This is a genomic window from Ostreibacterium oceani (genome assembly GCF_009362845.1).
In the GTDB taxonomy this organism is placed as follows: domain Bacteria; phylum Pseudomonadota; class Gammaproteobacteria; order Cardiobacteriales; family Ostreibacteriaceae; genus Ostreibacterium; species Ostreibacterium oceani.
Map to the genome: position 1 here is coordinate 137,949 of NZ_WHNW01000004.1, position 21,590 is coordinate 159,538.

Below are 21,590 nucleotides of genomic sequence, written 5' to 3' on the forward strand. Positions count from 1 at the left end.
ATTATCTGTCGCTTAATCTCAGCGGGTTGTGATTTATTGTATTAGTTGTAAACCACTTTAATCGACGGTCCTTCGATATGAATCTCAACGCGGCGATTTTTTTGCATGCCTGCACGGGTTCGGTTGCTGGCAACAGGCTGCGTTTCGCCTTTGCCTTTTGCAACGATGGCACTGCTTGGGATGCCTTTGCCTTGTAGGTAGGTTGCTACCGCGGCAGCGCGTCGCTCTGATAATTTTTGGTTGTAGGCATGCGATGCGCGGCTATCTGTGTGTCCGATGACAACGACGCGATTGCTATCGCTAATCACACCGCGCGATTTTGCCTGCATTAAATGCGAGGCTAGCCCATCGAGCTCTTGTTGCCCTTGTGGTTTTAATACCGCTTTGTCGGTATCGAACCAAGTGCGGCCAGTATATCTAAAAGGCTGCGTGATAAGCCCCGGTGCATTGAAAACTTGCCCGTGGTGCTGGTTGTGGTGGTAGCTGGTGCTACACCCTGAAATGCCGATGACAAAGGTTGCGACGATGGCAAGACTTAAATTTCCTTTCATTGTTAAACTCTCCAATAAGTCAGTTTTTAGTTATTGTCAGCATAGCTTAATATGAAATGGCTTAAAAAACAACAGCCCATTTCAAATAAGTCGATTTTCTTTGCTGTGTCTCGTTTTTATTAAGCCCTGAATTCCATTTGCAAGGCATTTACCCAAGACATTACCAAGGCATTTGCACCTGTGTGATGGCGAAATAAAGCGCAATCAATGCGTATAGAAAATTATACGGGACTTTTGTGGTGCTTGTGTGGTGTTTTTGTGGTGCTTGTGTAGTGTTTGCCTAGGAGGGCTTTGTGCCGATTAAAATAGATAATAAAGTAGGCAAAAGTAGACAATAAAAAACCCGCGTTAATGCGGGTTTTTTATTGTCTTAAGCAGTGTTAATGGTGATTAGTTCGCCATTTTTTTAACGTGCTTTTCAACGCCTTGTACTTTAACTTCGACGCGACGGTTTTGTTGACGACCTGCTTCGGTTGCGTTGGTTGCAACAGGGTTTAGCTCGCCTTCACCGTATGCAGAAATCATGTTTGCAGGAATACCTAATTGAACTAGGTAATTGCGAACAGTCGCTGCACGACGCTCAGATAGGCCTTGGTTGTACTGAACAGAACCTTTGCTGTCAGTGTGACCAACGACTTCAACTTTGCTGACTTTAGCGATGCGGCCGAGTTCTTTGCCTTCTTTGATTTTGCTAGCAAGGGTTTCTAACTCTGCTTTGCCTTCGGCTCTCAAGTAAGACTTGTCAAAGTCGAATAGCGTGTGTGCGCCAAGTGTGAAAACTTCTTCAATCATTTTTGGTGGTGCTTCGTTACCACCACACTCAACGCGCTCATCGTTATAAACTGCTTCAACGCAATCGCCGAAACTATTCTTAACGACATTGCCACTGCTGTCAACTAATGCGTTAGGTGTTGTGTGGGCAGAGGCTGCGAAAGACGCCGCAGTCGCTGCAACTAGTACTAATTTTAAATTTTTGTTCATTTTTTTCTCCAAACAAAAGATAACTTGCAAGTTATATCCTAATTTAGTTTTATTATATAAAGAGTCCTGAAATATTAAAACTCCCGCCTATGATAATAGGCAACGCGAAAAAATGCAAAGAAAATAGCGAAATTATTACAATAATATTGCTTTGGCTGCTTGTTTAATACTTGTTTGCTGCTTGCGGCCTGCATAATAAATCCTGATTTGGCTGGCTGGCTGGATGGACGGATGACTGGATGACTGGGCGGCTAGGTGGGTGCTGGGTAGTTTGCCGTGCGCGCTCGTGGGCAGGCTCGTGGGTAGTGTAAATAATCATGACCAGCTATGCGTGATATGGCGAGCTTGTGTTAAAATAGCCGCTTTATAAGATGGATAAGTAGGAAAATATCATGACTGAATTCGCAAAACAAGTCGCACCAGTAAGTTTAGAAGGGGAAATGAAAGCCTCTTACCTAGATTATGCAATGAGTGTCATTGTTGGGCGAGCATTACCCGATGTGCGTGATGGGTTAAAGCCAGTGCATCGGCGTGTGCTTTATGCAATGGATAAAAACAACAATGCGTTTAATCGCCCTTATATCAAATCGGCGAGGATTGTCGGTGAAGTAATTGGTAAATACCACCCGCACGGTGACCAAGCGGTATATGACACCATTGTTCGCATGGCACAGCCGTTTTCGATGCGCAATATGCTGGTCGATGGACAAGGAAACTTTGGTTCAATTGATGGCGATGCCGCTGCTGCAATGCGTTATACTGAGATTCGCATGGCGAAAATCACGCACCGCCTGCTCGCCGATATTAATAAAGAAACAGTTGATTTTGTCCCGAACTACGATGGCAAAGAATTTGAACCAACGGTATTGCCAACGCTGGTGCCTAATTTGTTGGTCAATGGTGCTTCGGGTATCGCAGTCGGTATGGCGACAAACATCCCGCCGCACAATGTCGGCGAAGTCGTTAATGCGTGCTTGGTTGAGTTAGATAATGAAAATGCCACGGTAGATGACTTTTTGGCCGTGATGCCTGGGCCTGATTTTCCTACGGCGGCTATTCTCAATGGCTCTGAGGGCATTCGCCAAGCCTATGAAACGGGCAAAGGACGTTTGTTTGTTCGCTCCAAAACCCATGTCGAGACAATTAACGAAGTCAATGGACGCCAGGCCATTGTTATCGATGAGCTGCCTTATCAAGTTAACAAAGCACGCTTAGTTGAACGTGTCGCGCAGCTGATGAAAGAAAAAATCATCACAGGGATTTACGATTTGCGCGATGAATCGGATAAGCAAGGCATCCGTGTCGTGATTGAGTTAAATTTGGGCGAAGTGCCAGAAGTCATCCTCAATAACCTATTCCGTCAAACCCAATTGCAAGTGACGTTTGGTGTGAATATGGTGGCATTGCATGATGGCCGCCCCCAGCTATTACCGCTTAAGACGATTATCCGTGCCTTTTTAAAGCACCGCCGCGAGGTAGTTACACGGCGCACGATTTTTGATTTGCGCAAGGCAAAGAATCGCGCACATGTGTTAGAAGGTTTGACAGTTGCTTTACATAATATTGACGAAGTGATTGCCATGATTAAGCAATCACCAGGTCCAGCCGAAGCCAAAGAAGCGCTAGTATCAAAAGCGTGGCGCCCAGGTCAAGTGCTAGATATGTTGGCGCGTGCAGGCGCTGAAAACTCGCATCCTGATGAGCTGCCAGATACGTATGGGTTGCAGCAAGACGCGTATCACTTATCACCCGTGCAGGCCCAAGCAATACTGGATATGCGTTTGCACCGTTTGACAGGATTAGAGCAAGAAAAAATCATCGAGGAATACAAAACCCTGATTGAGCTCATCGAAGATTTGCTTGATATTCTAACCAACCCAGACCGCTTAATTCAGGTGATTCGTGAGGAGTTGATCGCGATTCGTGATGAATTTGCAGATGTACGCCGCACCCAAATTATCGACCAGCATATTAATCTGACCTTAGAGGACTTAATCGCCGAGGAGTCGTTGGTTGTGACGTGGTCGCATGATGGCTATGTTAAGTCACAGCCACTCGCTGATTATGAAGCGCAAAGACGTGGCGGTCGCGGTAAAAGCGCGACCAAAACCAAAGACGAAGATTTTGTCGAACGTCTATTTGTCGCCAATAGCCACGACACGTTGCTTAGCTTTACTAGCTATGGCAAGGTCTTTTGGATAAAAGTCTATGATTTACCGCAAGCGGGCCGTAATGCCAAAGGTAAACCGATTGTGAATTTGTTACAGCTAGACTCAGACGAAAAAGTACAAGCGGTACTCCCTGTGCGAGAATACCGTGACGATGCCTTTATTTTCTTTGCGACGCGAAATGGGGTGGTGAAAAAGACCCCGCTGTCTGCGTTTTCGAACCAGCGCGCTAACGGTATTATTGCGCTCAGTCTGCGAGACGGTGATGAATTGTTGGATGTGGGCGTTACAAACGGTCAGTGCGATGTCATGCTATTTAGCGATACAGGCAAAGTCATTCGATTTAATGAAAACGATGTGCGAAGCATGGGACGCACCGCCGCAGGGGTTCGCGGTATGCGATTGGTTGATAATAGTCGTATTGTTGATTTGGTGGTGGTTAACCCAGCGGACGATGTGGATATTTTAACTGCAACCATCCGTGGCTACGGCAAACGAACTGCGTTGGCAGAATACCCATTACGTGGTCGTGGTGGTCAAGGGGTTATTTCAATTCAAACCAGCGAGCGTAATGGTGCGGTTGTCGGTGCGATTCAAGTGACAGACAGCGAAGAAGTCATGCTGATTACTAACGGCGGCACGCTAATTCGCACCCGAGCAGCCGAGGTATCACGGGTAGGCCGAAATACGCAGGGTGTTAAACTGATTCGGATGGGTGAGGGCGAATCTTTGATTAGCGTGGTTAGAATCATTGATGACGAAGAAGCCGCTGAGGATGCCGCCGAGCTGGCTGTTGACGGCGCTAGCGCTGGAATCGGTGTCAGTGGTTCAGCGATTGATTCAGCGATTGACGTGTCGGTTGATAGCGCGTTTGATGAAGACGCTGGAAATATCGACGCGGATATTGACGATGATGCGGATAATGATGCGGATGATGCTGCGGATGAGTCGAGGGATTAATGGCAAATCAAGATTTACTGGTCTATCGCGATAAAATTGATGCAATAGATGAACAAATCCTCGCGTTGCTATCATCGCGCGCTGCGTGTGCCAAAGCAATCGGGCATATCAAGCAAAACCAAACCGTGGCAATGCCATTTTATCGGCCTGAACGCGAAAAAGCGGTACTAGAACGTTTGATGGATATGAATCCAGGCCCATTGCCAGATAAAGAAATCCGTCGCTTATTCCGTGAAGTGATGTCTGCGTGTTTAGCCTTAGAAATGCCGATGGATATTGCGTATTTGGGCCCAGAAGGGACTTACACACAAGCCGCAGTACTAAAGCAATTTGGTCATTCGGTTAATACCGTACCGCTACGCACCATCCCCGATGTGTTTAAGGCTGTACAATCAGAAAATGCCCATTTCGGTATTGTCCCTAGCGAAAATTCAACCGAAGGGGTGGTGACACATACGCTAGATATGTTGTTGCAATCGGATTTGCGTATTTGCGGTGAGATTTTATTGCGCATTCAGCACAACTTGCTATCCAATGCCGAAAGCTTGTCAGCCGTCAAAGCGGTTTATGCGCACGAACAAGCCTTGGCGCAGTGCCGTAACTGGCTAAACCGCTATATTCCTCATGCGGATTTGCGCCCCGTTTCAAGTAACGGCAAAGCGGCTGAAATTGCGGCAACAGAAGCCAACGCTGCCGCCATCGCAGGACAAATGGCATCGGATTTTTATGGCTTGAGTATTCTGGCTGCTGGTATTGAAGATGAAACCAATAATACGACCCGTTTTTTGGTCATTGGCAACCAACAGCTGACACCGACAGGCGATGACAAAACCAGCTTAGTGGTCTCGGCAAATAATCACCCTGGATTGCTACACCAATTACTCGAGCCAATCGCAAGGTATAAAGTCAATATGACACGTCTAGAGTCGCGTCCAGCGCGTCAAGCTATATGGGAATATGTGTTTTTTATTGATTTAGAAGGCCACGAACACGATGAAAAAACGGCATCGCTGTTAGCAGAAATAAAACGCACCGCGAGCTTTTTCAAAGTGCTTGGTTCTTATCCTGTTGGCACAGTATTTTAGTGCCTTAACTGTTTACTGGCATTCAATTGGACACATTGACAAACACAACTCGATACAATCATGTTGCGCTGATCGGTGTGGGCATGATTGGTGCTTCGTTTGTATTGGGGTTAAGGCAAGCGGGGCTTGTTGGCAAAGTGGTCGGTGTGGATGTCGCTGAGGCCGAATTAGTAACGGCTAAAACACTGGGCATTATTGACGAGACGGCCACCATTGACACACTACCACCAGTGGATTTGATTATTATTGCAACCCCCGTTGGTGTGATGCCCCGTATTTTTAACGCATTGGCGCATTATCCTTGGTTAGCCGATACCTTGATTACGGATGTTGGCAGCACCAAACAATCGGTAATTGCGGCCGCAGAAGCGGCTTTTCCCGATTGGCCGAGAAATTTTGTCCCAGGCCATCCCGTGGCAGGGCGTGAGTATATTGGGGTTGCTTATGCCGTTGCCGATATGTTTGATGGTTTCCGTGTGGTTTTAACGCCGCACGAGAAAAATGACCACGGTGCCGTAATGCGGGTTGCGGCGCTTTGGCAGGCTTGTGGCGCGCATGTCGAACAAATGTCGGCTAGCGCCCACGATCGCGTATTGGCGGCGACATCGCATTTGCCGCATGTGTTGTCTTATTGTTTGATGGAAAGCTTGGCAACGACAGAGTACGAAACGTCTATTTTTGATTATGCGGCGGGTGGTTTTAAGTCTTTTACCCGCACGGCATCGTCGAACCCAGTGATGTGGCGTGACATCTGTTTAAATAACAACACGGATATTCTGTATTGGTTAGACCACTATTTGGATACTTTGGCAGAAATGCGCGACTTAATTGCCGATGAGGCAGGCGATGAACTATTAGCCGTTTATGAGCGTGCGAAATCCATTCGGGATAACCATATCCACCTGACACAGACACAAAGTGTTGCTAAATCGAGCGATACAGCAACACAAACACTGGCATCATTTGTGTCAAAAGACAAAACTAAGTAAGGAATAACAACCCAGTAATATCAATAATAAGGCGAGTAGCGCGCGGTATTTTTTTAAGCGTTGCAAGTGATTAGACAGCAACCCAATGCCAATCAGCGTTGGCATTGTGCCCAAGCCAAAACAAGCCATCGCAATGACACTAAGCAAGGTGGTCGGGGCCGACAGAGAAACCGCCAAGGCGCTATAAACCAACGAACACGGAATCCATCCCCAAATAAGGCCAATCGCATAGACTTGGTATAGGTTTTTGGGTGGCATCCAAGGTGCAGCAAATTGGCGTAAGCGACGCCATAAGGCTTGGGCGGGCTGGGTAAAGAAACGCAATTTAGGGAATCGAACAAAATAACCTACGCCTAAATAAAGCATGATAAATGCCGCCAGCAATCTAACACTATTGGCATAGGGAATTAGCCCTGCCGTTTGCTCAGCAAATCGGTTGAGTAGGAGTGCAGATAAAAAAGCGATACATAAATAACTGCTTAATCGACCGAGGTTGTACAAATAAATAGGGGCGATGCGTGTTTGTTTGGGGCCAATTTGTAATAGCAGTTGTTGCAAGCCACCACACATCCCGATGCAATGACTGCTACCGAGTAGCCCGATAACAAACGTGGTTAGTAATAACGGTAGCTCAGTGATGGTCATCTGGGGGGAGTGGTTTTGTGGGTTGGTTTGCTTTTGTGGGTTGGTGAGTGTTGTGAGGATTGTTGGTTTTGTCGTCGTTGTCGCTTTCTTGCTCTCGCTCCTGTTTCTGTTCTTGCCCTTGTTTCTGCGCCTCTTTCTGCGCCTCTTCCTGCGCTTGGCCTTGCATGTGTGCATCGCTGTCGTCATCTAACAACACGCGATAAGCAGGGCTATCTAAGTCATCAAATTGTTGATGATTAACGGCCCAAAAAAAGGCGTAAACAGCCACCAGTAAAAGCGTAATGGTCAACGGAATTAAGACGTATAAAATACTCATGGCTTTATCCAGCTAATGCGCAGGGCATTGCTTAACACGACGAGCGAGCTCAATGACATGCCAAGCGCCGCCGCCCACGGCGGTAAAAAGCCCAAAATGGCCAGCGGAATCGCAGTGACATTATAACCAATTGATAGAATTAAATTTTGTATAATGATACGGCGTGTTTTTTTGGCAACTCGAAAAATAAACGGAATCTTGTTTAAATCGGGGCTAGGCAATACCATGTCAGATTGGCTACGCGATAACGCCGATGCATTACCGACTGCAATGGAGACATCGGCCTGAGCCAAGACAGGCGCATCATTAATGCCATCGCCAATCATCATCACGTGTTGTTGTTGCTGTTGGCTATGAGCGACTGCTTGTAATTTATGCTCAGGAGTTTGTTCGCCTCGGTAATCTGTGAGATTGAGTTTTTGCGCGATTTCTGCCACACGTGCGGTGCTATCTCCACTTAGAATCTGTAATGAAAGGTGGCGTAATTTTGTGATGGCACTGGCAGCGGCTGAATTAATCTCATCACTGAGGTGAAAACACGCGATGAGACTGTCAAGCCGTTTATCGTGAGACTGCTCATCGTGGGGTTGCTCTTCGCGGGATTGATTGGTTTGGCAAAGGTGGATGGCATTGGGCTGGGTTTGCTCTGCCAGCGCTGGGAAACGCTGTATAATGGCCTGCTGGCTACCGATAAAATAGGGCGTGCCATTCACGCGGCCGCTAACCCCTTCACTGGTAAAAATAGTCGTGTCTTCACTGTGGATGCTTGGGTTGATAAATGGTTTGAATGCCTTAGCGATAGGGTGGTGAATGCCGCTTTCTAGGGCCGCAGCAATGGCGAGAATATCCGTGTCAGCGTGTTCTGTCTTATTATATAGTTTGACAAGATGCATGTCATCGGTGGTCAGTGTTCCCGTCTTGTCAAATATCAATTGCGTGATTTTAGGGATGGCATCTAGCGCCATGTTATTGCGCATAAAAATACGATATTTGGCCAGTAAGCTTGATGCGCTGGCGTATGCAGTAGGAACAGACAGCGAGAGCGCGCAAGGGCACGTTGCCACGAGCACAGCCAGCATGACTTCAAAAGCACGTCGGTCATCAATAAACGCCCACCAAACGAAATAAGTCATTGAGGTAGAAAGTAAAATGAAAGCAACTACATAGGCGGAAATGCGGTCGGTAATTTCTTGTAGTTTGGGTTTTTGTGTGTGGGCGGATTGAATTAATTGCTGCGTTTTGGCGAGCGTGGTGTGGTTAGTCAGCGCAGTCATTTCAATAATCAGGGGTTGTTCTTGGTTGATTGAGCCTGCAAAGACAGTGTCGTTTGGTCCTTTTTTAATTGGTCGCGCCTCACCCGTCAATAACGATTCATCGACGGTCGATTGACCTGAAATGACCACACCATCGCCTGCAATGATATCGCCAGCAGGCACGCTAAGCCTGTCCCCTAGGGCGATAGACGCGAGTGGCGTAGGGCGCGTTTCGAACGATTTTCCGCTGGTCATCTTTCTGCTGGACGTCTTGTCGTCGATTGCTTGGGCTATTTGATTAGTTGCTTGATTGGCTGTTTGAGTGGCTGTTTGAGTAGTCTTGTCGACAACTTTCTGGACAACCTCGGGGAGTATTTGCTCGTTAAGGGCGCTATCGCGTTGAGCCTTGTTTTTGCCCATGACTTCTAAGTAACGACTGGCCGATAGGAAAAAAATAAACATCACCACCGAGTCAAAATAGATTTCACCTGCCCCCAAAAGGAGATGATACACGCTAAAGCAATACGCCAGCGTAATGGCGAGACCAACTGGTACATTCATGTTGAGCCGATAATATTGCGATCGCAGGATTTGTTTGAAGGTTTTTTGTGGCTGATAAAACCCTGCAATGGCCTGGTATAAGCTGTGTAAAAACGGGTAGCCCGCGTAAAAGAAAACGGGTGTCGTGATAAAGAAACTCACCCACTGTAAAAAGTGCTTGATGGGGTCTGACATATCGTAAAACGCACCCGCATAAAGCGCGACAGAGTACATCATGACTTGCATCATACCTAATCCAGCGACTGCTAGGCGCTTTAGCTGCGTTTTTCGGGTGGCCATATAAAATTGCTGCGCCGCATTTTGTTTGTCCAGTAGCGGCCGATATCCTAGTTTTGCGATAGTTTGTAATAGTGTGGATAGCGAGGTGGTATTGTCGTGCCATTGGATGCGTAGCGCTTGGGTCGAGGCATTACCTGCTGCATAGACGACACCAGCAATGCGCTGTAGGCTTTTTTCAATTAGCCACATGCAGGCGGCGCAATGCGTATCGGCAACAAATAGGTCAATTTGTCGCATTGACTGGCTGCGGTCGCTTGAGTCGTTTGAGTCGCCGAGGTCGCTTGGGTTATCTAGCTTAGCTAGCTTATTCAGGTCGTTAGGCTCGAGTTTGCTCGTGTATTTTTCATAAATCTCAGGCAAATCATAGGATGCATAATGGGCTGCACGTTCACTATCGACTTTGGGGGCACCTGTTCTGACGTTGTAGTAATTGGCCAGCCCACTGTCATGCACCCATTGGGTGACGCCGAGGCAGCCGTGGCAGCAAAAATGGGCAGTTTGTCCTCGAATAGGGGCTGAAATTTTGACGTGTGCGTCAATGGGCGTTAGGCAATGAAAACAAAGCGAAGACGTGTCTGGCATAAGAGTGACTATAGTAGCTATGCTGGGGTTATTTTGTGATGAGTAAGTAAATGGTCAAATTCGTGTGTTGGCGGTTAGCTACTTATTATCCGCTATCCGTCGTTGGCTGGCTCCCCGTCGTTGACTGGTTACTTGGCTCCTGACTGCCTGTTGGACTTAACAAAATTGAGGATTCTGATTGCAGTAGCCGCCCCTTAATACGCCAAATTTTTTCTGTGGCGCTGGTTTTTTCTGACGCTGTTTCTGATATTGTTTCTGATATCGCTTCTGATGTTCCTTCTGGTATTATGCTTTGTACGCCAATCATTTGTGCGTCAATGAGCAAGTCCCATTTATTACCCCGTATATTGTCAGGGGCTGCGACGGTGTATTGTTGCTCGCTGATACGTGTCAGCGGCAGGGAAAAATCTTGTTTTTCAAGGGTTGGGTGTCTAAATAATAAGGTCAGGGCGGTCATGCCGTCAATGCGCTGGTTAAAAGTCACAATGATTTTGTCAGGTGTCAGGGTAAGTCTGGCGAGCAAATCGCGTGAGGCGGCTACTGCTTCTAGCGGCGTGGCTTGGCCGGGGCTTTTGCCGCGCTGATGGTAGCTTTCGATAACACCCGAATCGGTATTCGTAATCGCAATGTATAATAAAGTAGCCGTGCCTGTTAAGGCTAACCCAGGCACAATGATTAAAAACAGCCAAACGTAAGGGTAGCGGTACCATGGCATGCCTGAGGTGGGGGATTGATTCATGGTTAGTCTCTGGTTACGTTTAGAAAGCGGGTCTGGGAACGGTGGACTTCCCCTGTGGTTGTGTTTTTGACGATTAATTCAATCGGCGTATTGTAGTTCGTGAGCAAATCTTTATCCGCTAGTATGCGTATCGTTGTGTCAAAGACTTCGCCTGATTTGACTGAGAACCCCGTTTGTGCGCCCTGAACGGTCAGACCGTCAATACCCGCTGCAGAAATCTCATAGTTGGCATCATCTAAGGTCTTGTTGAGTAGATTAATGCTATAGACATTTTCTATTTGGTTATTTGGGGCATAGCGTGCCAGTATGTTCCGGTCACGTTTGATGTTGAGCTCGATAGCACTAATCGTGATAACTTGATAGATAAGCACGCTAATACCTACCGCTAGGATAACGCCATAGCCTATTGTCTTGGGGCGAATATAGCGGGTTTTTTTGCCCATCATTTCATTGTCTGATGCGTAGCGAATCAGTCCTCTGGGTGCTTCGATTTGATCCATGACATCATTGCAGGCGTCAATACAGAGTGAGCAATTAATGCATTCGGATTGGTTACCATCACGAATATCGATGCCAACAGGGCATACTTGAACACATAGATTGCAGTCGATACAGTGTCCGTCTTGGTTTTCGCCGCGTTTGGCTTTGCGGCGTGGCTCACCCCGTTGTTTGTCATAGGCGATGAGCAAGGTGTTTTCGTCGTACATCGCGCCTTGAAAGCGGGCGTAAGGGCACATGGTTTTGCAGAATTGCTCGCGTAACCAGCCTGCGTTTAAATACGTCGCGCCAGCGTAAAAAAGCGCCCAAAAGGTGGCAGCAAAGCTCGCGCTTAAGGTGAAAAAGTCAGGAATCAGCGCGCGAATGGCGGTGAAATACCCGACAAAAGTTAGTCCTGTCCATAACGCGAGAATTATCCATAACGCATGTTTTGTGACTTTTTTGCGGATTTTTTGGGCATTCCAAGGTTGCTTGTCGAGTTTGATTTGTTGAATACGACTGCCTTCGGCGAACCGCTCTAGCCAAATAAATGCCTCGGTCCAAATTGTTTGCGGGCAGGCATAACCACACCAGACACGGCCGACTAAAGCGGTTAAGAAAAAGAGCGTCATCGCCATAATAAATAAAAATAGCGTCAGGATAATCAAATCCTGCGGCCAAATCACAATATCGAAAATATAAAATCGGCGGTTGGGCATGTCAAACAAGATAGCTTGGCGATTATCCCAGTTTAGCCAAGGGAGTAGAAAATAAATGGCTAGTAAAACAACGAGTCCATTGTCACGGATTTTGGCAAAAATGCCTTTGACTTCGCGCGGGTAGATTTTTTTGCGGCTTTCGTACAAATGAATGATTTTCTCATCAATTTGTGCTTGATTTGATGATGTTGATGCAGGTGTGTTGTTCGCGCGTTTTGTCATGGTGTACTACTTTGCTCAAAAGGTTATCAAAGGTTAGCAATAATCGTTAACAGGGATAACGTAGGTTAAAAGCCATTGGCTTAATTATATCACTTTCTGCCAAGGTATAGATGACAGCCATGCAATGCAGTTTAACCAAAGTAGCACAGAATAGCAGACAGTAGTACAGAGTGGCGAAGCGTGGCCTGTGTGATTTTTATGACACATTACACCGCCGTATTCGGTGTCAGTTTAGCAACGCGGTAAAAAAACACGACAATGGTAATGCCCCATGTGCCTCATGTGCCGCACTGTTGCTGTGCTGTTGCTGTTATAACTGAGTCGTTGCTACCGTTCTGTTGTTTACTGTGCGCTTGGGTTTTCTTGTGATAATGAGTAGATATAAGCCGCTAGCGTTTTGATTTTTTCTTCAGAAAGAATGTCAGCGTGCGCAGGCATGACGTTTTGACGACCATTGTAAATGCTGGTTAGCACGATACTGCGCAGGTTGTCAACGGCGTTGTCGCCAGTACCATAGAGCCAAATATCGTCGGTTAGGTTGGGGCCGCCGACAGCGGCAAGCCCTGTGCCGTCTGGCGCGTGACACGCCGCGCAGACATTTTGATAGGCTTTTTCACCCGCCGCATTAGGCTCGCCATTACCTGAGAGCGATAAAACGTATTCGGCGGTATCGTCGATGATGGTGTCTTTATCTAGCCCGTTATTTTCAGCAAAGACCATAAGCGGGTCTGTCTGTGTGGGCATGACGCCACGGCGACCTTGGGCAATGCTGTGGATAATCGCGGCGGGTTCGCCACCGTATAACCAATCACTATCGCGTAGGCTTGGGTAGCCGACTGCGCCACCCGCATCAGAGCCATGACAAACGGCACAGTTATTTAAAAATAAACGTTGCCCAGTTTGGATAGTTGCTGGATTTTGGGCGATTTCTTCGATAGGACCGTTGGTGATGGTGGCGTAGTACTCGCTGTATTTTTTATCGGTGAGTTGCAGGGCTTCTTCGTATTGCTTTTCTTTGGTCCAGCCGAGGAAACCTTCGTTGTTACCAAGCGCTGGGTAGGCAAAGACAAACCCAATCGCCCAAATCGACACCGCCAAGAACGTCCAAAACCACCATTTAGGTAAGGGTGAGTTTAGCTCGGTAATACCATCCCAGCTATGCCCTGTTTCTTCGTCGTCGTCTTTGCCGATCTTGATTTTAGACGTGCCCCACAATAATAAAATGTAGCCAACTAACGAAGCTAGGACAACAAATGTGACAAAGTAGCTAGCAAATGGACTCATTGTGATTCCTCATGTTTTGTTGAGTGAGAATGGGTTGATTGGTTGGGTTGATTTGAAAAATCGGCGTGCTCATCTAACGGGAGATGCGCCGCGTGGTCGTAGGTGTCACTTTTGCGCGTAAAAAAAAGTAACGCGCACATGGATAGAAACGCGCAAAATAGTAGTAAAGTCGGTAATCCTATCATGGGGACGCTACCTTTTAATGTTTCTGCCGACGCCAAGCCCTTGCAGGTAGGCAATGACGGCTTCGATTTCTGTTTTGCCTTCTAGGTCGTTGATGGCATTTTCGATTTGTGCTTCCGTATAAGGGTGCCCAAAGCTGTCTTTTAATGTGCGCATGCTTTTTTGGGTCAGTTCTGCGTCAACTGGCGTGGTTTCTAGCCAAGGGAATGCCGGCATGTTTGACTCAGGCACCAAAGTCCGTGGGTCGATTAAGTGTAAATAATGCCATTCATCAGAATAACGGCCGCCAACACGGGCTAAATCAGGTCCAGTCCGTTTTGAACCCCATTGGAATGGACGGTCATAAACCGACTCACAGGCGAGAGAATAGGCACCATAACGCTCGGTTTCCCAGCGAAAGGGGCGAATCATCTGTGAGTGACAGTTATAGCAACCTTCACGAACATAGATGTTAAAGCCAGCTTGCTCTAGGGCGGGGCGGGGTTTGACCCAGTCGCAAGGTTCGGTTAATTCATTTTGTGTAAATAATGGCATGATTTGTACCAGCCCACCCCAAATAATGGCAAGAACGGTGAGTAGCCCTAACCACGTGACACTTTTTTCAATGTGTGAATGCTTTAACATGTTAACCCTTTTAATTTAATCACAATACTATTAATCACTATTAACCACAATACTCAGAAAACAATACCTAGCCTCTAGCCTTTAGCCCTTATTAAGCCTTAGACTTTGGCCATTACAGGCGCTGGTGATGCGGCGCCATCAGTACGATTTAGTCCATCCAATACTTCGCCTGCTTTACAGGCACGATAAGTGATATAGAGGTTGTACGCCATTACGACCATTCCGCTGACATACAACACACCACCCAAGACGCGGGTTACGTAGTACGGATAGGTGGTTTTTAAGACTTCGACAAAAGAATACGCCAGCGTGCCATCAGCGTGGACTTCGCGCCATAAGAGCCCTTGCATAATGCCGGCTACCCACATGGCAGTCACGTATAGGACGATGCCGATGGAGGCTAGCCAAAAGTGGACTTCAATGAGCTTTTTGCTTTTCATGTGCTTTTGCCCGAATAGTCTGGGGAACATGCAATAGATTGAACCAATGGTAATCATGCCCACCCAGCCCAAAGCGCCTGAATGCACGTGACCAATAGTCCAGTCGGTATAGTGTGATAAGGAGTTGACAGTTTTGATGGCCATCATTGGGCCTTCAAACGTCGACATGCCATAAAAGGATAACGCCACGAATAAAAAACGGATAATCGGGTCGGTGACGAGCTTTTCCCAAGCGCCAGAAAGCGTCATAATACCATTAATCATACCGCCCCAAGACGGTACCCAAAGCACAACGGAAAATGCCATGCCAACGGTTTGCGTCCAGTTAGGCAGCGCGGTATAGTGCAAGTGGTGTGGTCCAGCCCACATGTAGATAGAAATCAGTGCCCAAAAGTGGACAATTGATAAGCGATACGAATAAATCGGGCGTTCTGCTTGAGCGGGGACAAAGTAGTACATCATGCCTAAAAAAGCCGCCGTTAGGAAAAATCCGACCGCATTGTGTCCGTACCACCATTGCACCATCGCGTCGACAGCGCCTGAATAAATAGGGTATGACAAATGCCAGTTAACGGGTACGGCCAAGCTGTTAAAAATATGCAAAATGGCAACCGCAATAATAAACGCACCGTAAAACCAAAGACCGACAAAAATATGCGGCTCTTCGCGTTTTGTAATCGTGCCGAAAAAGACCACCGCATAAGCGACCCAAACGATAGTTAGTGCAATATCCAGCGGCCAAATTAGTTCGGCGTATTCTTTGGATTGGGTAAAGCCCAGCGAATAAGTGATCACGGCAAGCGCCAATATCGCCTGATAACCCCAAAAGGTAAACATGGCAAGTTTAGGCATAAATAAACTGGCGCGGCAAGTGCGTTGCACGACAAAATACGAGGTGGCAAACAAAGCACACCCACCAAACCCAAAAATGACGCCGTTGGTATGGATTGGGCGAATGCGGTTAAAGCTGATATAAGGCGTCTCAAAGTTGAGCGCGGGCCAAGCGAGTTGGGATGCAGCCCAGACACCAATAAACATTGCCACGATACCCCAAAATACGGCCATTACCGTGAATAATTTAATGACTTTGTAGTCGTAGTTGATTGTCTTAGCTACCGTTTGCATGACTATTTGCCCCTGTTGAACGCTTAACGATTGTCGTAATAATGTATTCGTATTCGCAATAATATCTTGATAAGTTTTTTATAGCACGATTAACACTGCCGCGATTAAAGCTGCGATTAAAACACGCATAAAAATCTGCGCGCCATTTTTCTGTGCTGCTAACCTAATTATAGTAGCCTAGATGCCAACTTTTTTCAATAAAAAACCCCAATAACCTTATTACAGACTGGGTTATTGATGGGCGTATTAGGCGAGAAATGGCGCACGGTGTTTTGATATTTGGCGCATAAAGCGAGGCTTAGCATGATGGGTTATGCGGTGAAGTTAACGCGGTAAAGTTAATGCTTAACGCTGCAAATGGGCGAGGTAGCGTTTTTCAAGCCCCTTAAAAACCAAAACGATAATGGCCGTAATACACAAATAAATAAGCGCAGCGACAATAAACGGGGTATAGGGATCGTAATAATCGTTGCGTAGTTGCTTGGCAATCCCCGTTAGGTCGGTCACCGCGACCCATGATAGCACGGCAGAGCCATGCAGCATGTAAATCACTTCGTTACCATAGGCGGGTAGCGAGCGTCTAAAGGCGCTGGGTAGCATGATGCGGCGTAGTACTTGCCAGTTGCTAAGGCCGTAGGATTGTGCCGCTTCAATTTCCCCGTAATTGGTGTTGTTAAGTGCGCCACGTAGAATTTCGCAGGTGTAGGCGGCGGTGTTTAACGTCATGGCGGCAATTGCCCAAGGCCAGGCAGGTTTGATCACATGCCACCAAACCGTGTCGCGGATGCCATCGATGCCACCGAGTAGCAAGCCGAAGCCAAAGTAAAAAATATACAACTGAATCAACAACGGCGTACCACGAAAGATATAGCTAAAAAGCTCGGCAGGCCAGCGTACCAATGGATTTTTGGCGCTAGACATCATCGCGGTGGCAAAGGCTAAAATCAATCCCAGCAATAGTGAGACAGCGACCATCCACAGCGTCGTCCAAGTGCCAGCGAGGATGCGGTCGTAGTTGTCGATGATAATATTCCAGTTCATAGTTGGCTAGTAATGTTTATGTATGTTTATTTGATGATTGAGTAATGTTTGAGTAATAGTTGGGTGATTTTTGGGTAGTTGTTAGGTAGTTGTTAGTTAGGAAGAACGAATATAGCCAATGCTATAGTGTCTTTCCAGATAGCGAAAGACAATAATTGATAGGGTCGTAAAGCATAAAAAGACAACGCCTGCGAATAAGTAAAAGGTAAATTGATAGCCCGTGGCTTTGGCGGCATCGGCTGAGAGTTTGACGACATCTTGTAACGAAATGAGCGAGACTAATGCGGTTGCTTTGAGCATGACGAGCCAGTTATTGCTAATGCCAGGTAAAGCATGGCGCGTCATTTGGGGTAAAATAATGCGCCAAAAAATTCGCAGGCGGCTAAGCCCGTAGGCATTTGCGGCTTCGCGTTGGCCTGATGGCACGGCGAGGATTGCGCCACGAAACGTCTCTGCCATATAGGCGGTGTAAATCAGCCCGATGATAATAGCGCCTGCCCAAAACGGGCTAAAGTCAATCGCGCTCACGTCAACGCCGTTTTTGTCGGCCCAAGCAAACCGCGTGTCATTGATAAATTGTTGACCACCGTAAAAAATCAGGAGTAACAGAACCAGCTCAGGGATGCCGCGTATAATGGTGGTATAGGCAAGCCCTAGACCATTTAGTATACGAGAGTCTGACAACCGAGATAAGGCAATAAGCATACCTAAAACCAGTGAAATCAAGAGCGCCGTCAAGGCAACCAGCAGCGATAAACTCGCCCCTTTTAATAAAGTAGGTAACCATTGTGAAATGACATCGATGCTTTGCATAGTGGACTGGGTTGTTGTGTCGTGTTGTGTTATCTAGCGATGATTGACTGGTGGTTTAGCCATTGCGTAGGATAGGGCGGTACAGGGTAGCATTGGGTAGCATTGAGTAGCATTCGTCAGAAAATAACGCCTATAGATTTTACAAGGATTTTATAAGAATCTTATAAGGATTTTACAAGGTATCTATAGGCGTCTGGTATTTCATTGACTGTAATTACTCACCATAAACATCAATTTCAAAATACTTATCATTGATGGCCTTGTACGTACCGTTTTCACGGATGGTTTTGATGGCGTTATTGAAATCGGCTTTGAGTTCGTCTTGGCCTTGGCGGATACCAATAGCGATACCTTCACCGTAGTATTTTTCGTCGGTCAAATCAGGGCCAAAAAATTCATAGTTTTGTCCTGCTTCGGTATCTAAAAAACCTGCTTTTAGCGCAAGCGATTCGGCCGCAACAACATCGAGGCGACCAGCTTGTAAGTCGATATAGGCTTCGTCGTTGCTGTTATAGCGCTTGATATCAGCGACTTCACCAAATAAATCGGTTATGTGCTTGTCAAACGTAGTAGAGACTTGTACGCCGATGGTTTTGCCTGTCATGCTCTCAGGTGAAAATTCAACATCGCTACCTTTTTGACGGATGAGCTTGACTGGGATGCGGTAATAGCGGTCTGTGAAGTCAATGCTTTGTTTGCGTTCTTCGGTGGCGCTCATCGACGCGATGATGGCATCGATTTTTCGGCCTTTTAGGGCAGGAATTAGGCCATCCCAGTCGATTTGTACCAGTTCGCACTTGGCTTGCATGGTGTCGCATAGCGCATTAGCGATATCAATGTCAAAGCCCACGACTTCGCCCGATGAATTGACCTCAGAAAACGGCGGGTAAGCGCCTTCAACACCGATTTTTAAGTTTTTTTCGGCCAAGGCAAAGCTAGATGCTAATGTCATCACAGTGGCTAATACGATTTTACTTGATTTTTTCATGTGGTTTCTCCCAATAGTATGGATGGAAATGATGGAAAAGATTAAAAACAGATTATAGCACTAATTTATAAAATTCATAAAAAAATAAGCGCTGCTGTCGCTAAACGATAACGCTTATTTAATCATCATCCCAATTTCATGGTTTAAATTTCATTACCCAATATTACCCAATATTACCCAATACCATCTAGGCGTTATGGTTTAAACCCCATGTCGATATAGTCTTGGGCGTCGACGGCGGCAATCGCAGCCATATTGATAATGCGCCTGACCGTGGCGCTGCGCGATAAAATATGAACGGGGTGTTCGAGTCCCATCATCATCGGCCCAATAGTCACGCCGTCAGCAGCGACGACCTTCATGAGATTAAAGCCAATGTTGGCGGCATCTAAGTTAGGCATGATGAGAATATTGGCGTTGCCAGTGAGTTCGTTGTCGGGGAAAACTTCATGGCGGACACGATGCGAGAGTGCGGCATCGGCTTGCATTTCGCCTTCGACCATGAGCTCTGGGTATTTGGCTTTGAGGATTTCGCGCGCGCGCGCCATCTTGTCCACTTGCTCACGCCCTTGTTTCGAACCAAAATTCGAATGCGACAGCATGGCAATTTTGGGGATAACGCCAAATTTTTTGACATTGAGCACCGCGAGTTCAGCGATATTGACAATCTCATCGCAGGTTGGATTTTCGGTGACATTGGTGTCGCTGACAAAAACGGTACCCTTGGAGGTAATCAGCATACTTAACGTCGCCGGCTTGATGACGCCTGTGCGGGGTTTTAGTACGTGTAAAATGCTCTCTAAATGTCCTTCAAATCGTCCAATCGTCCCGCAGAGCATGGTGTCAACCAGTCCCAAATCGACCAATATTGCCCCCAAAATTGTTGGGCGTGTATTAATATCAACGCGTGCGGCGTGCGGATCAACGCCAAATCGTGCCGAACGCTTGTGGTAGTGCTTGATGCACTGTTGGTAGTAGACGTTATTTTGCTGGTCAATCAGTTCAAAATCTTTACCGATCGCCATATGCAGCCCAAGTTTGTCGAGTTTTTCCTGGATGCGTTTGGGGCGGCCGATGAGTACGGGGTGGCCGATGCCTTCTTCGATGATGGCTTTGGTGGCAAACAAGACGCGTTCCTCTTCGCCTTCGGTAAGGAGAATGCGTTTTTTGTTGGTGCGTGCGGCGGTAAACACGGGGCGCATCGACATGCCCGTTTTGTCAATCATGGCCTCTAGCTGCTTTTCATAAGCGGCTAAGTCGTCAAGCGGTCGTGCGGCAACGCCTGATTCCATCGCGGCCTTGGCAACAGCGGCAGGGATGACGGAAATCAATCGTGGGTCAAATGGCGTGGGGATAATGTAATTGGGGCCAAATTCGAGTTTGACGCCATAGGCGTTTAAGACTTCTTCGCCGACGGGCGCTTTGGCTAAATCCGCAATGGCTTTGACGCAGGCGAGTTTCATGGCCTCGTTAATTTCGGTCGCACCGACATCCAGCGCACCACGGAAAATATAAGGAAAACAAAGGACATTATTGACTTGGTTAGGAAAATCCGATCGCCCTGTGGCAATCATCACATCAGGGCGTGCGGCTTTGGCGACATCGGGCATGATTTCTGGGACGGGATTGGCTAATGCAAGTATTAAAGGATTGGGTGCCATGGATTGCACCATTTCAGGTGTGACTAAACCAGCCTGTGAGACACCCAAAAACACATCCGCGTTGACCAAGGCATCTGCTAGCGTGCGATGCGGTGAGTCAATAGCGTAGTCTTTTTTACGGCCTTGATCAGCGCCTTCGCGCCCAATATAGATAACCCCTTTGCTATCGCAAACGGTGATATTTTTTTTCGGTACACCGAGCGAGACAAATAAATCCAAACACGCCATGCCAGCCGCGCCTGCACCACTGGCGACAATACGGACTTCATCAACGGTTTTGCCCTGAATGCTGAGGGCGTTTAATAGGGCGGCGGTCGCGATAATCGCGGTGCCGTGTTGGTCGTCATGAAAGACGGGGATGCCCATGCGTTGTTTGAGTTTTTCTTCTATTTCAAAGCATTCGGGGGCTTTGATGTCCTCTAGGTTAATGCCGCCAAAGGTCGGCTCTAAGCTGGCCACAATGTCGATAAATTTATCGGGGTCGGTTTCGTTGATTTCGATATCAAAGACATCAATGCCCGCAAATTTTTTAAAGAGGACGCCTTTGCCCTCCATCACGGGTTTGGATGCCAGCGGGCCAATATTGCCCAGCCCCAGTACGGCCGTACCATTGGTAATGACCGCAACGAGGTTTTGGCGGGCGGTGAGGCTGGCTGCCTCAGCAGGGTCGTCAACGATGGCCTCGCAAGCGTACGCAACGCCAGGCGAATAGGCGAGTGCCAAATCACGCTGGTTGGACATGGATTTGGTGGCGGTAATTGCGACCTTGCCTGGCTTAGGTAGGCGGTGGTATTTTAGGCTTTGTTGTTTAAAGTCTTCGGATTGATCAGACATATTGGGGCTCACTTTAATTAAATGATATTTAAATAATATTTAAATGATACAGGGCAAAATATGCCACAAA

General features: G+C 47.2%; 18 protein-coding genes. 3 read left to right on the forward strand and 15 right to left on the reverse strand.

Annotated features, from left to right (window positions below; all coding sequences use genetic code 11):
• Positions 1–41: 41 nt before the first annotated feature.
• The 3 genes from GCU85_RS04955 to GCU85_RS09980 all read right to left on the reverse strand — a co-directional run bounded on the left by GCU85_RS04955 (position 42) and on the right by GCU85_RS09980 (position 1,851).
• On the reverse strand, positions 42–551 hold the full coding sequence (locus tag GCU85_RS04955) for an OmpA family protein (protein WP_152809975.1): 510 nt from the start codon (positions 549–551) through the stop codon (positions 42–44).
• Positions 552–941: 390 nt separating this feature from the next.
• Positions 942–1,532 carry an OmpA family protein gene (locus GCU85_RS04960; RefSeq protein WP_152809977.1) on the reverse strand — a complete coding sequence of 197 codons (591 nt, stop codon included), beginning with the start codon at positions 1,530–1,532 and terminating at the stop codon, positions 942–944.
• 163 nt (positions 1,533–1,695) lie between these two features.
• Positions 1,696–1,851 (reverse strand): hypothetical protein, encoded by a 156-nt coding sequence (locus GCU85_RS09980; RefSeq protein ID WP_218110550.1) that lies wholly within the window; start codon positions 1,849–1,851, stop codon positions 1,696–1,698.
• A gap of 73 nt (positions 1,852–1,924) precedes the next feature.
• On the opposite strand from GCU85_RS09980, the gene gyrA reads away from it, so the two are divergent.
• The 3 genes from gyrA (at position 1,925) to GCU85_RS04975 (ending at position 6,734) form a co-directional block, all read left to right on the forward strand.
• On the forward strand, positions 1,925–4,660 hold the full coding sequence (gyrA, locus tag GCU85_RS04965) for a DNA gyrase subunit A (protein WP_152809979.1): 2,736 nt from the start codon (positions 1,925–1,927) through the stop codon (positions 4,658–4,660).
• Positions 4,660–5,745, forward strand: coding sequence for a prephenate dehydratase (gene pheA / locus GCU85_RS04970; protein WP_152809981.1), 1,086 nt, complete (start codon positions 4,660–4,662; stop codon positions 5,743–5,745). Before gyrA ends, pheA begins: the two co-directional genes overlap by 1 nt.
• 83 nt (positions 5,746–5,828) lie before the next feature.
• A complete protein-coding gene (locus GCU85_RS04975; protein ID WP_152809983.1) occupies positions 5,829–6,734 on the forward strand; it encodes a prephenate dehydrogenase in 906 nt (301 codons plus the stop codon).
• On the opposite strand, the gene GCU85_RS04980 is transcribed toward GCU85_RS04975, so the two are convergent.
• The 12 genes from GCU85_RS04980 to GCU85_RS05035 form a co-directional block, all read right to left on the reverse strand.
• On the reverse strand, positions 6,714–7,379 hold the full coding sequence (locus tag GCU85_RS04980; RefSeq protein ID WP_218110551.1) for a sulfite exporter TauE/SafE family protein: 666 nt from the start codon (positions 7,377–7,379) through the stop codon (positions 6,714–6,716). The genes GCU85_RS04975 and GCU85_RS04980 overlap by 21 nt on opposite strands.
• On the reverse strand, positions 7,366–7,695 hold the full coding sequence (gene ccoS, locus GCU85_RS04985) for a cbb3-type cytochrome oxidase assembly protein CcoS (RefSeq protein WP_152809988.1): 330 nt from the start codon (positions 7,693–7,695) through the stop codon (positions 7,366–7,368). The genes GCU85_RS04980 and ccoS overlap by 14 nt, the downstream gene beginning before the upstream one ends.
• Entirely contained in the window at positions 7,692–10,370 is a 2,679-nt protein-coding gene (locus GCU85_RS04990) for a heavy metal translocating P-type ATPase (RefSeq protein ID WP_152809990.1), read from the reverse strand. Before GCU85_RS04990 ends, ccoS begins: the two co-directional genes overlap by 4 nt.
• An 85-nt stretch (positions 10,371–10,455) precedes the next feature.
• Positions 10,456–11,109: a FixH family protein gene (locus tag GCU85_RS04995; protein ID WP_152809992.1), complete on the reverse strand. Its 654-nt coding sequence runs from the start codon at positions 11,107–11,109 to the stop codon at positions 10,456–10,458.
• A 2-nt stretch (positions 11,110–11,111) separates the two neighbouring features.
• Entirely contained in the window at positions 11,112–12,527 is a 1,416-nt protein-coding gene (ccoG, locus tag GCU85_RS05000; RefSeq protein ID WP_152809994.1) for a cytochrome c oxidase accessory protein CcoG, read from the reverse strand.
• A 342-nt stretch (positions 12,528–12,869) separates the two neighbouring features.
• Positions 12,870–13,811 (reverse strand): cytochrome-c oxidase, cbb3-type subunit III, encoded by a 942-nt coding sequence (gene ccoP, locus GCU85_RS05005; RefSeq protein WP_152809995.1) that lies wholly within the window; start codon positions 13,809–13,811, stop codon positions 12,870–12,872.
• A gap of 192 nt (positions 13,812–14,003) precedes the next feature.
• Positions 14,004–14,618: a cytochrome-c oxidase, cbb3-type subunit II gene (ccoO, locus tag GCU85_RS05010; protein WP_152809997.1), complete on the reverse strand. Its 615-nt coding sequence runs from the start codon at positions 14,616–14,618 to the stop codon at positions 14,004–14,006.
• A gap of 98 nt (positions 14,619–14,716) precedes the next feature.
• A complete protein-coding gene (ccoN, locus tag GCU85_RS05015; protein ID WP_152810000.1) occupies positions 14,717–16,183 on the reverse strand; it encodes a cytochrome-c oxidase, cbb3-type subunit I in 1,467 nt (488 codons plus the stop codon).
• Between the two features lie 345 nt (positions 16,184–16,528).
• On the reverse strand, positions 16,529–17,224 hold the full coding sequence (locus GCU85_RS05020; protein ID WP_152810002.1) for an ABC transporter permease: 696 nt from the start codon (positions 17,222–17,224) through the stop codon (positions 16,529–16,531).
• Positions 17,225–17,320: 96 nt separating this feature from the next.
• On the reverse strand, positions 17,321–18,037 hold the full coding sequence (locus tag GCU85_RS05025) for an ABC transporter permease (protein WP_152810005.1): 717 nt from the start codon (positions 18,035–18,037) through the stop codon (positions 17,321–17,323).
• A 214-nt stretch (positions 18,038–18,251) separates the two neighbouring features.
• On the reverse strand, positions 18,252–19,025 hold the full coding sequence (locus tag GCU85_RS05030) for an ABC transporter substrate-binding protein (RefSeq protein ID WP_152810007.1): 774 nt from the start codon (positions 19,023–19,025) through the stop codon (positions 18,252–18,254).
• A gap of 194 nt (positions 19,026–19,219) precedes the next feature.
• Positions 19,220–21,520, reverse strand: coding sequence for an NADP-dependent malic enzyme (locus GCU85_RS05035; protein WP_152810009.1), 2,301 nt, complete (start codon positions 21,518–21,520; stop codon positions 19,220–19,222).
• Between the last annotated feature and the right edge of the window lie 70 nt (positions 21,521–21,590).

Excerpts from the sequence above, each read along its gene's own strand:
- ccoN (WP_152810000.1), bottom strand. The coding sequence starts at position 16,183 with ATGCAAACGGTAGCTAAGACAATCAACTACGACTACAAAGTCATTAAA.
- gyrA (WP_152809979.1), top strand. The coding sequence starts at position 1,925 with ATGACTGAATTCGCAAAACAAGTCGCACCAGTAAGTTTAGAAGGGGAA.
- GCU85_RS05035 (WP_152810009.1), bottom strand. The coding sequence starts at position 21,520 with ATGTCTGATCAATCCGAAGACTTTAAACAACAAAGCCTAAAATACCAC.
- GCU85_RS05020 (WP_152810002.1), bottom strand. The coding sequence starts at position 17,224 with ATGAACTGGAATATTATCATCGACAACTACGACCGCATCCTCGCTGGC.
- GCU85_RS05025 (WP_152810005.1), bottom strand. The coding sequence starts at position 18,037 with ATGCAAAGCATCGATGTCATTTCACAATGGTTACCTACTTTATTAAAA.
- GCU85_RS04980 (WP_218110551.1), bottom strand. The coding sequence starts at position 7,379 with ATGACCATCACTGAGCTACCGTTATTACTAACCACGTTTGTTATCGGG.
- pheA (WP_152809981.1), top strand. The coding sequence starts at position 4,660 with ATGGCAAATCAAGATTTACTGGTCTATCGCGATAAAATTGATGCAATA.
- ccoG (WP_152809994.1), bottom strand. The coding sequence starts at position 12,527 with ATGACAAAACGCGCGAACAACACACCTGCATCAACATCATCAAATCAA.
- ccoS (WP_152809988.1), bottom strand. The coding sequence starts at position 7,695 with ATGAGTATTTTATACGTCTTAATTCCGTTGACCATTACGCTTTTACTG.
- GCU85_RS04990 (WP_152809990.1), bottom strand. The coding sequence starts at position 10,370 with ATGCCAGACACGTCTTCGCTTTGTTTTCATTGCCTAACGCCCATTGAC.
- GCU85_RS04975 (WP_152809983.1), top strand. The coding sequence starts at position 5,829 with ATGATTGGTGCTTCGTTTGTATTGGGGTTAAGGCAAGCGGGGCTTGTT.
- GCU85_RS04960 (WP_152809977.1), bottom strand. The coding sequence starts at position 1,532 with ATGAACAAAAATTTAAAATTAGTACTAGTTGCAGCGACTGCGGCGTCT.
- GCU85_RS05030 (WP_152810007.1), bottom strand. The coding sequence starts at position 19,025 with ATGAAAAAATCAAGTAAAATCGTATTAGCCACTGTGATGACATTAGCA.
- GCU85_RS09980 (WP_218110550.1), bottom strand. The coding sequence starts at position 1,851 with ATGATTATTTACACTACCCACGAGCCTGCCCACGAGCGCGCACGGCAA.
- ccoO (WP_152809997.1), bottom strand. The coding sequence starts at position 14,618 with ATGTTAAAGCATTCACACATTGAAAAAAGTGTCACGTGGTTAGGGCTA.
- GCU85_RS04955 (WP_152809975.1), bottom strand. The coding sequence starts at position 551 with ATGAAAGGAAATTTAAGTCTTGCCATCGTCGCAACCTTTGTCATCGGC.
- GCU85_RS04995 (WP_152809992.1), bottom strand. The coding sequence starts at position 11,109 with ATGAATCAATCCCCCACCTCAGGCATGCCATGGTACCGCTACCCTTAC.
- ccoP (WP_152809995.1), bottom strand. The coding sequence starts at position 13,811 with ATGAGTCCATTTGCTAGCTACTTTGTCACATTTGTTGTCCTAGCTTCG.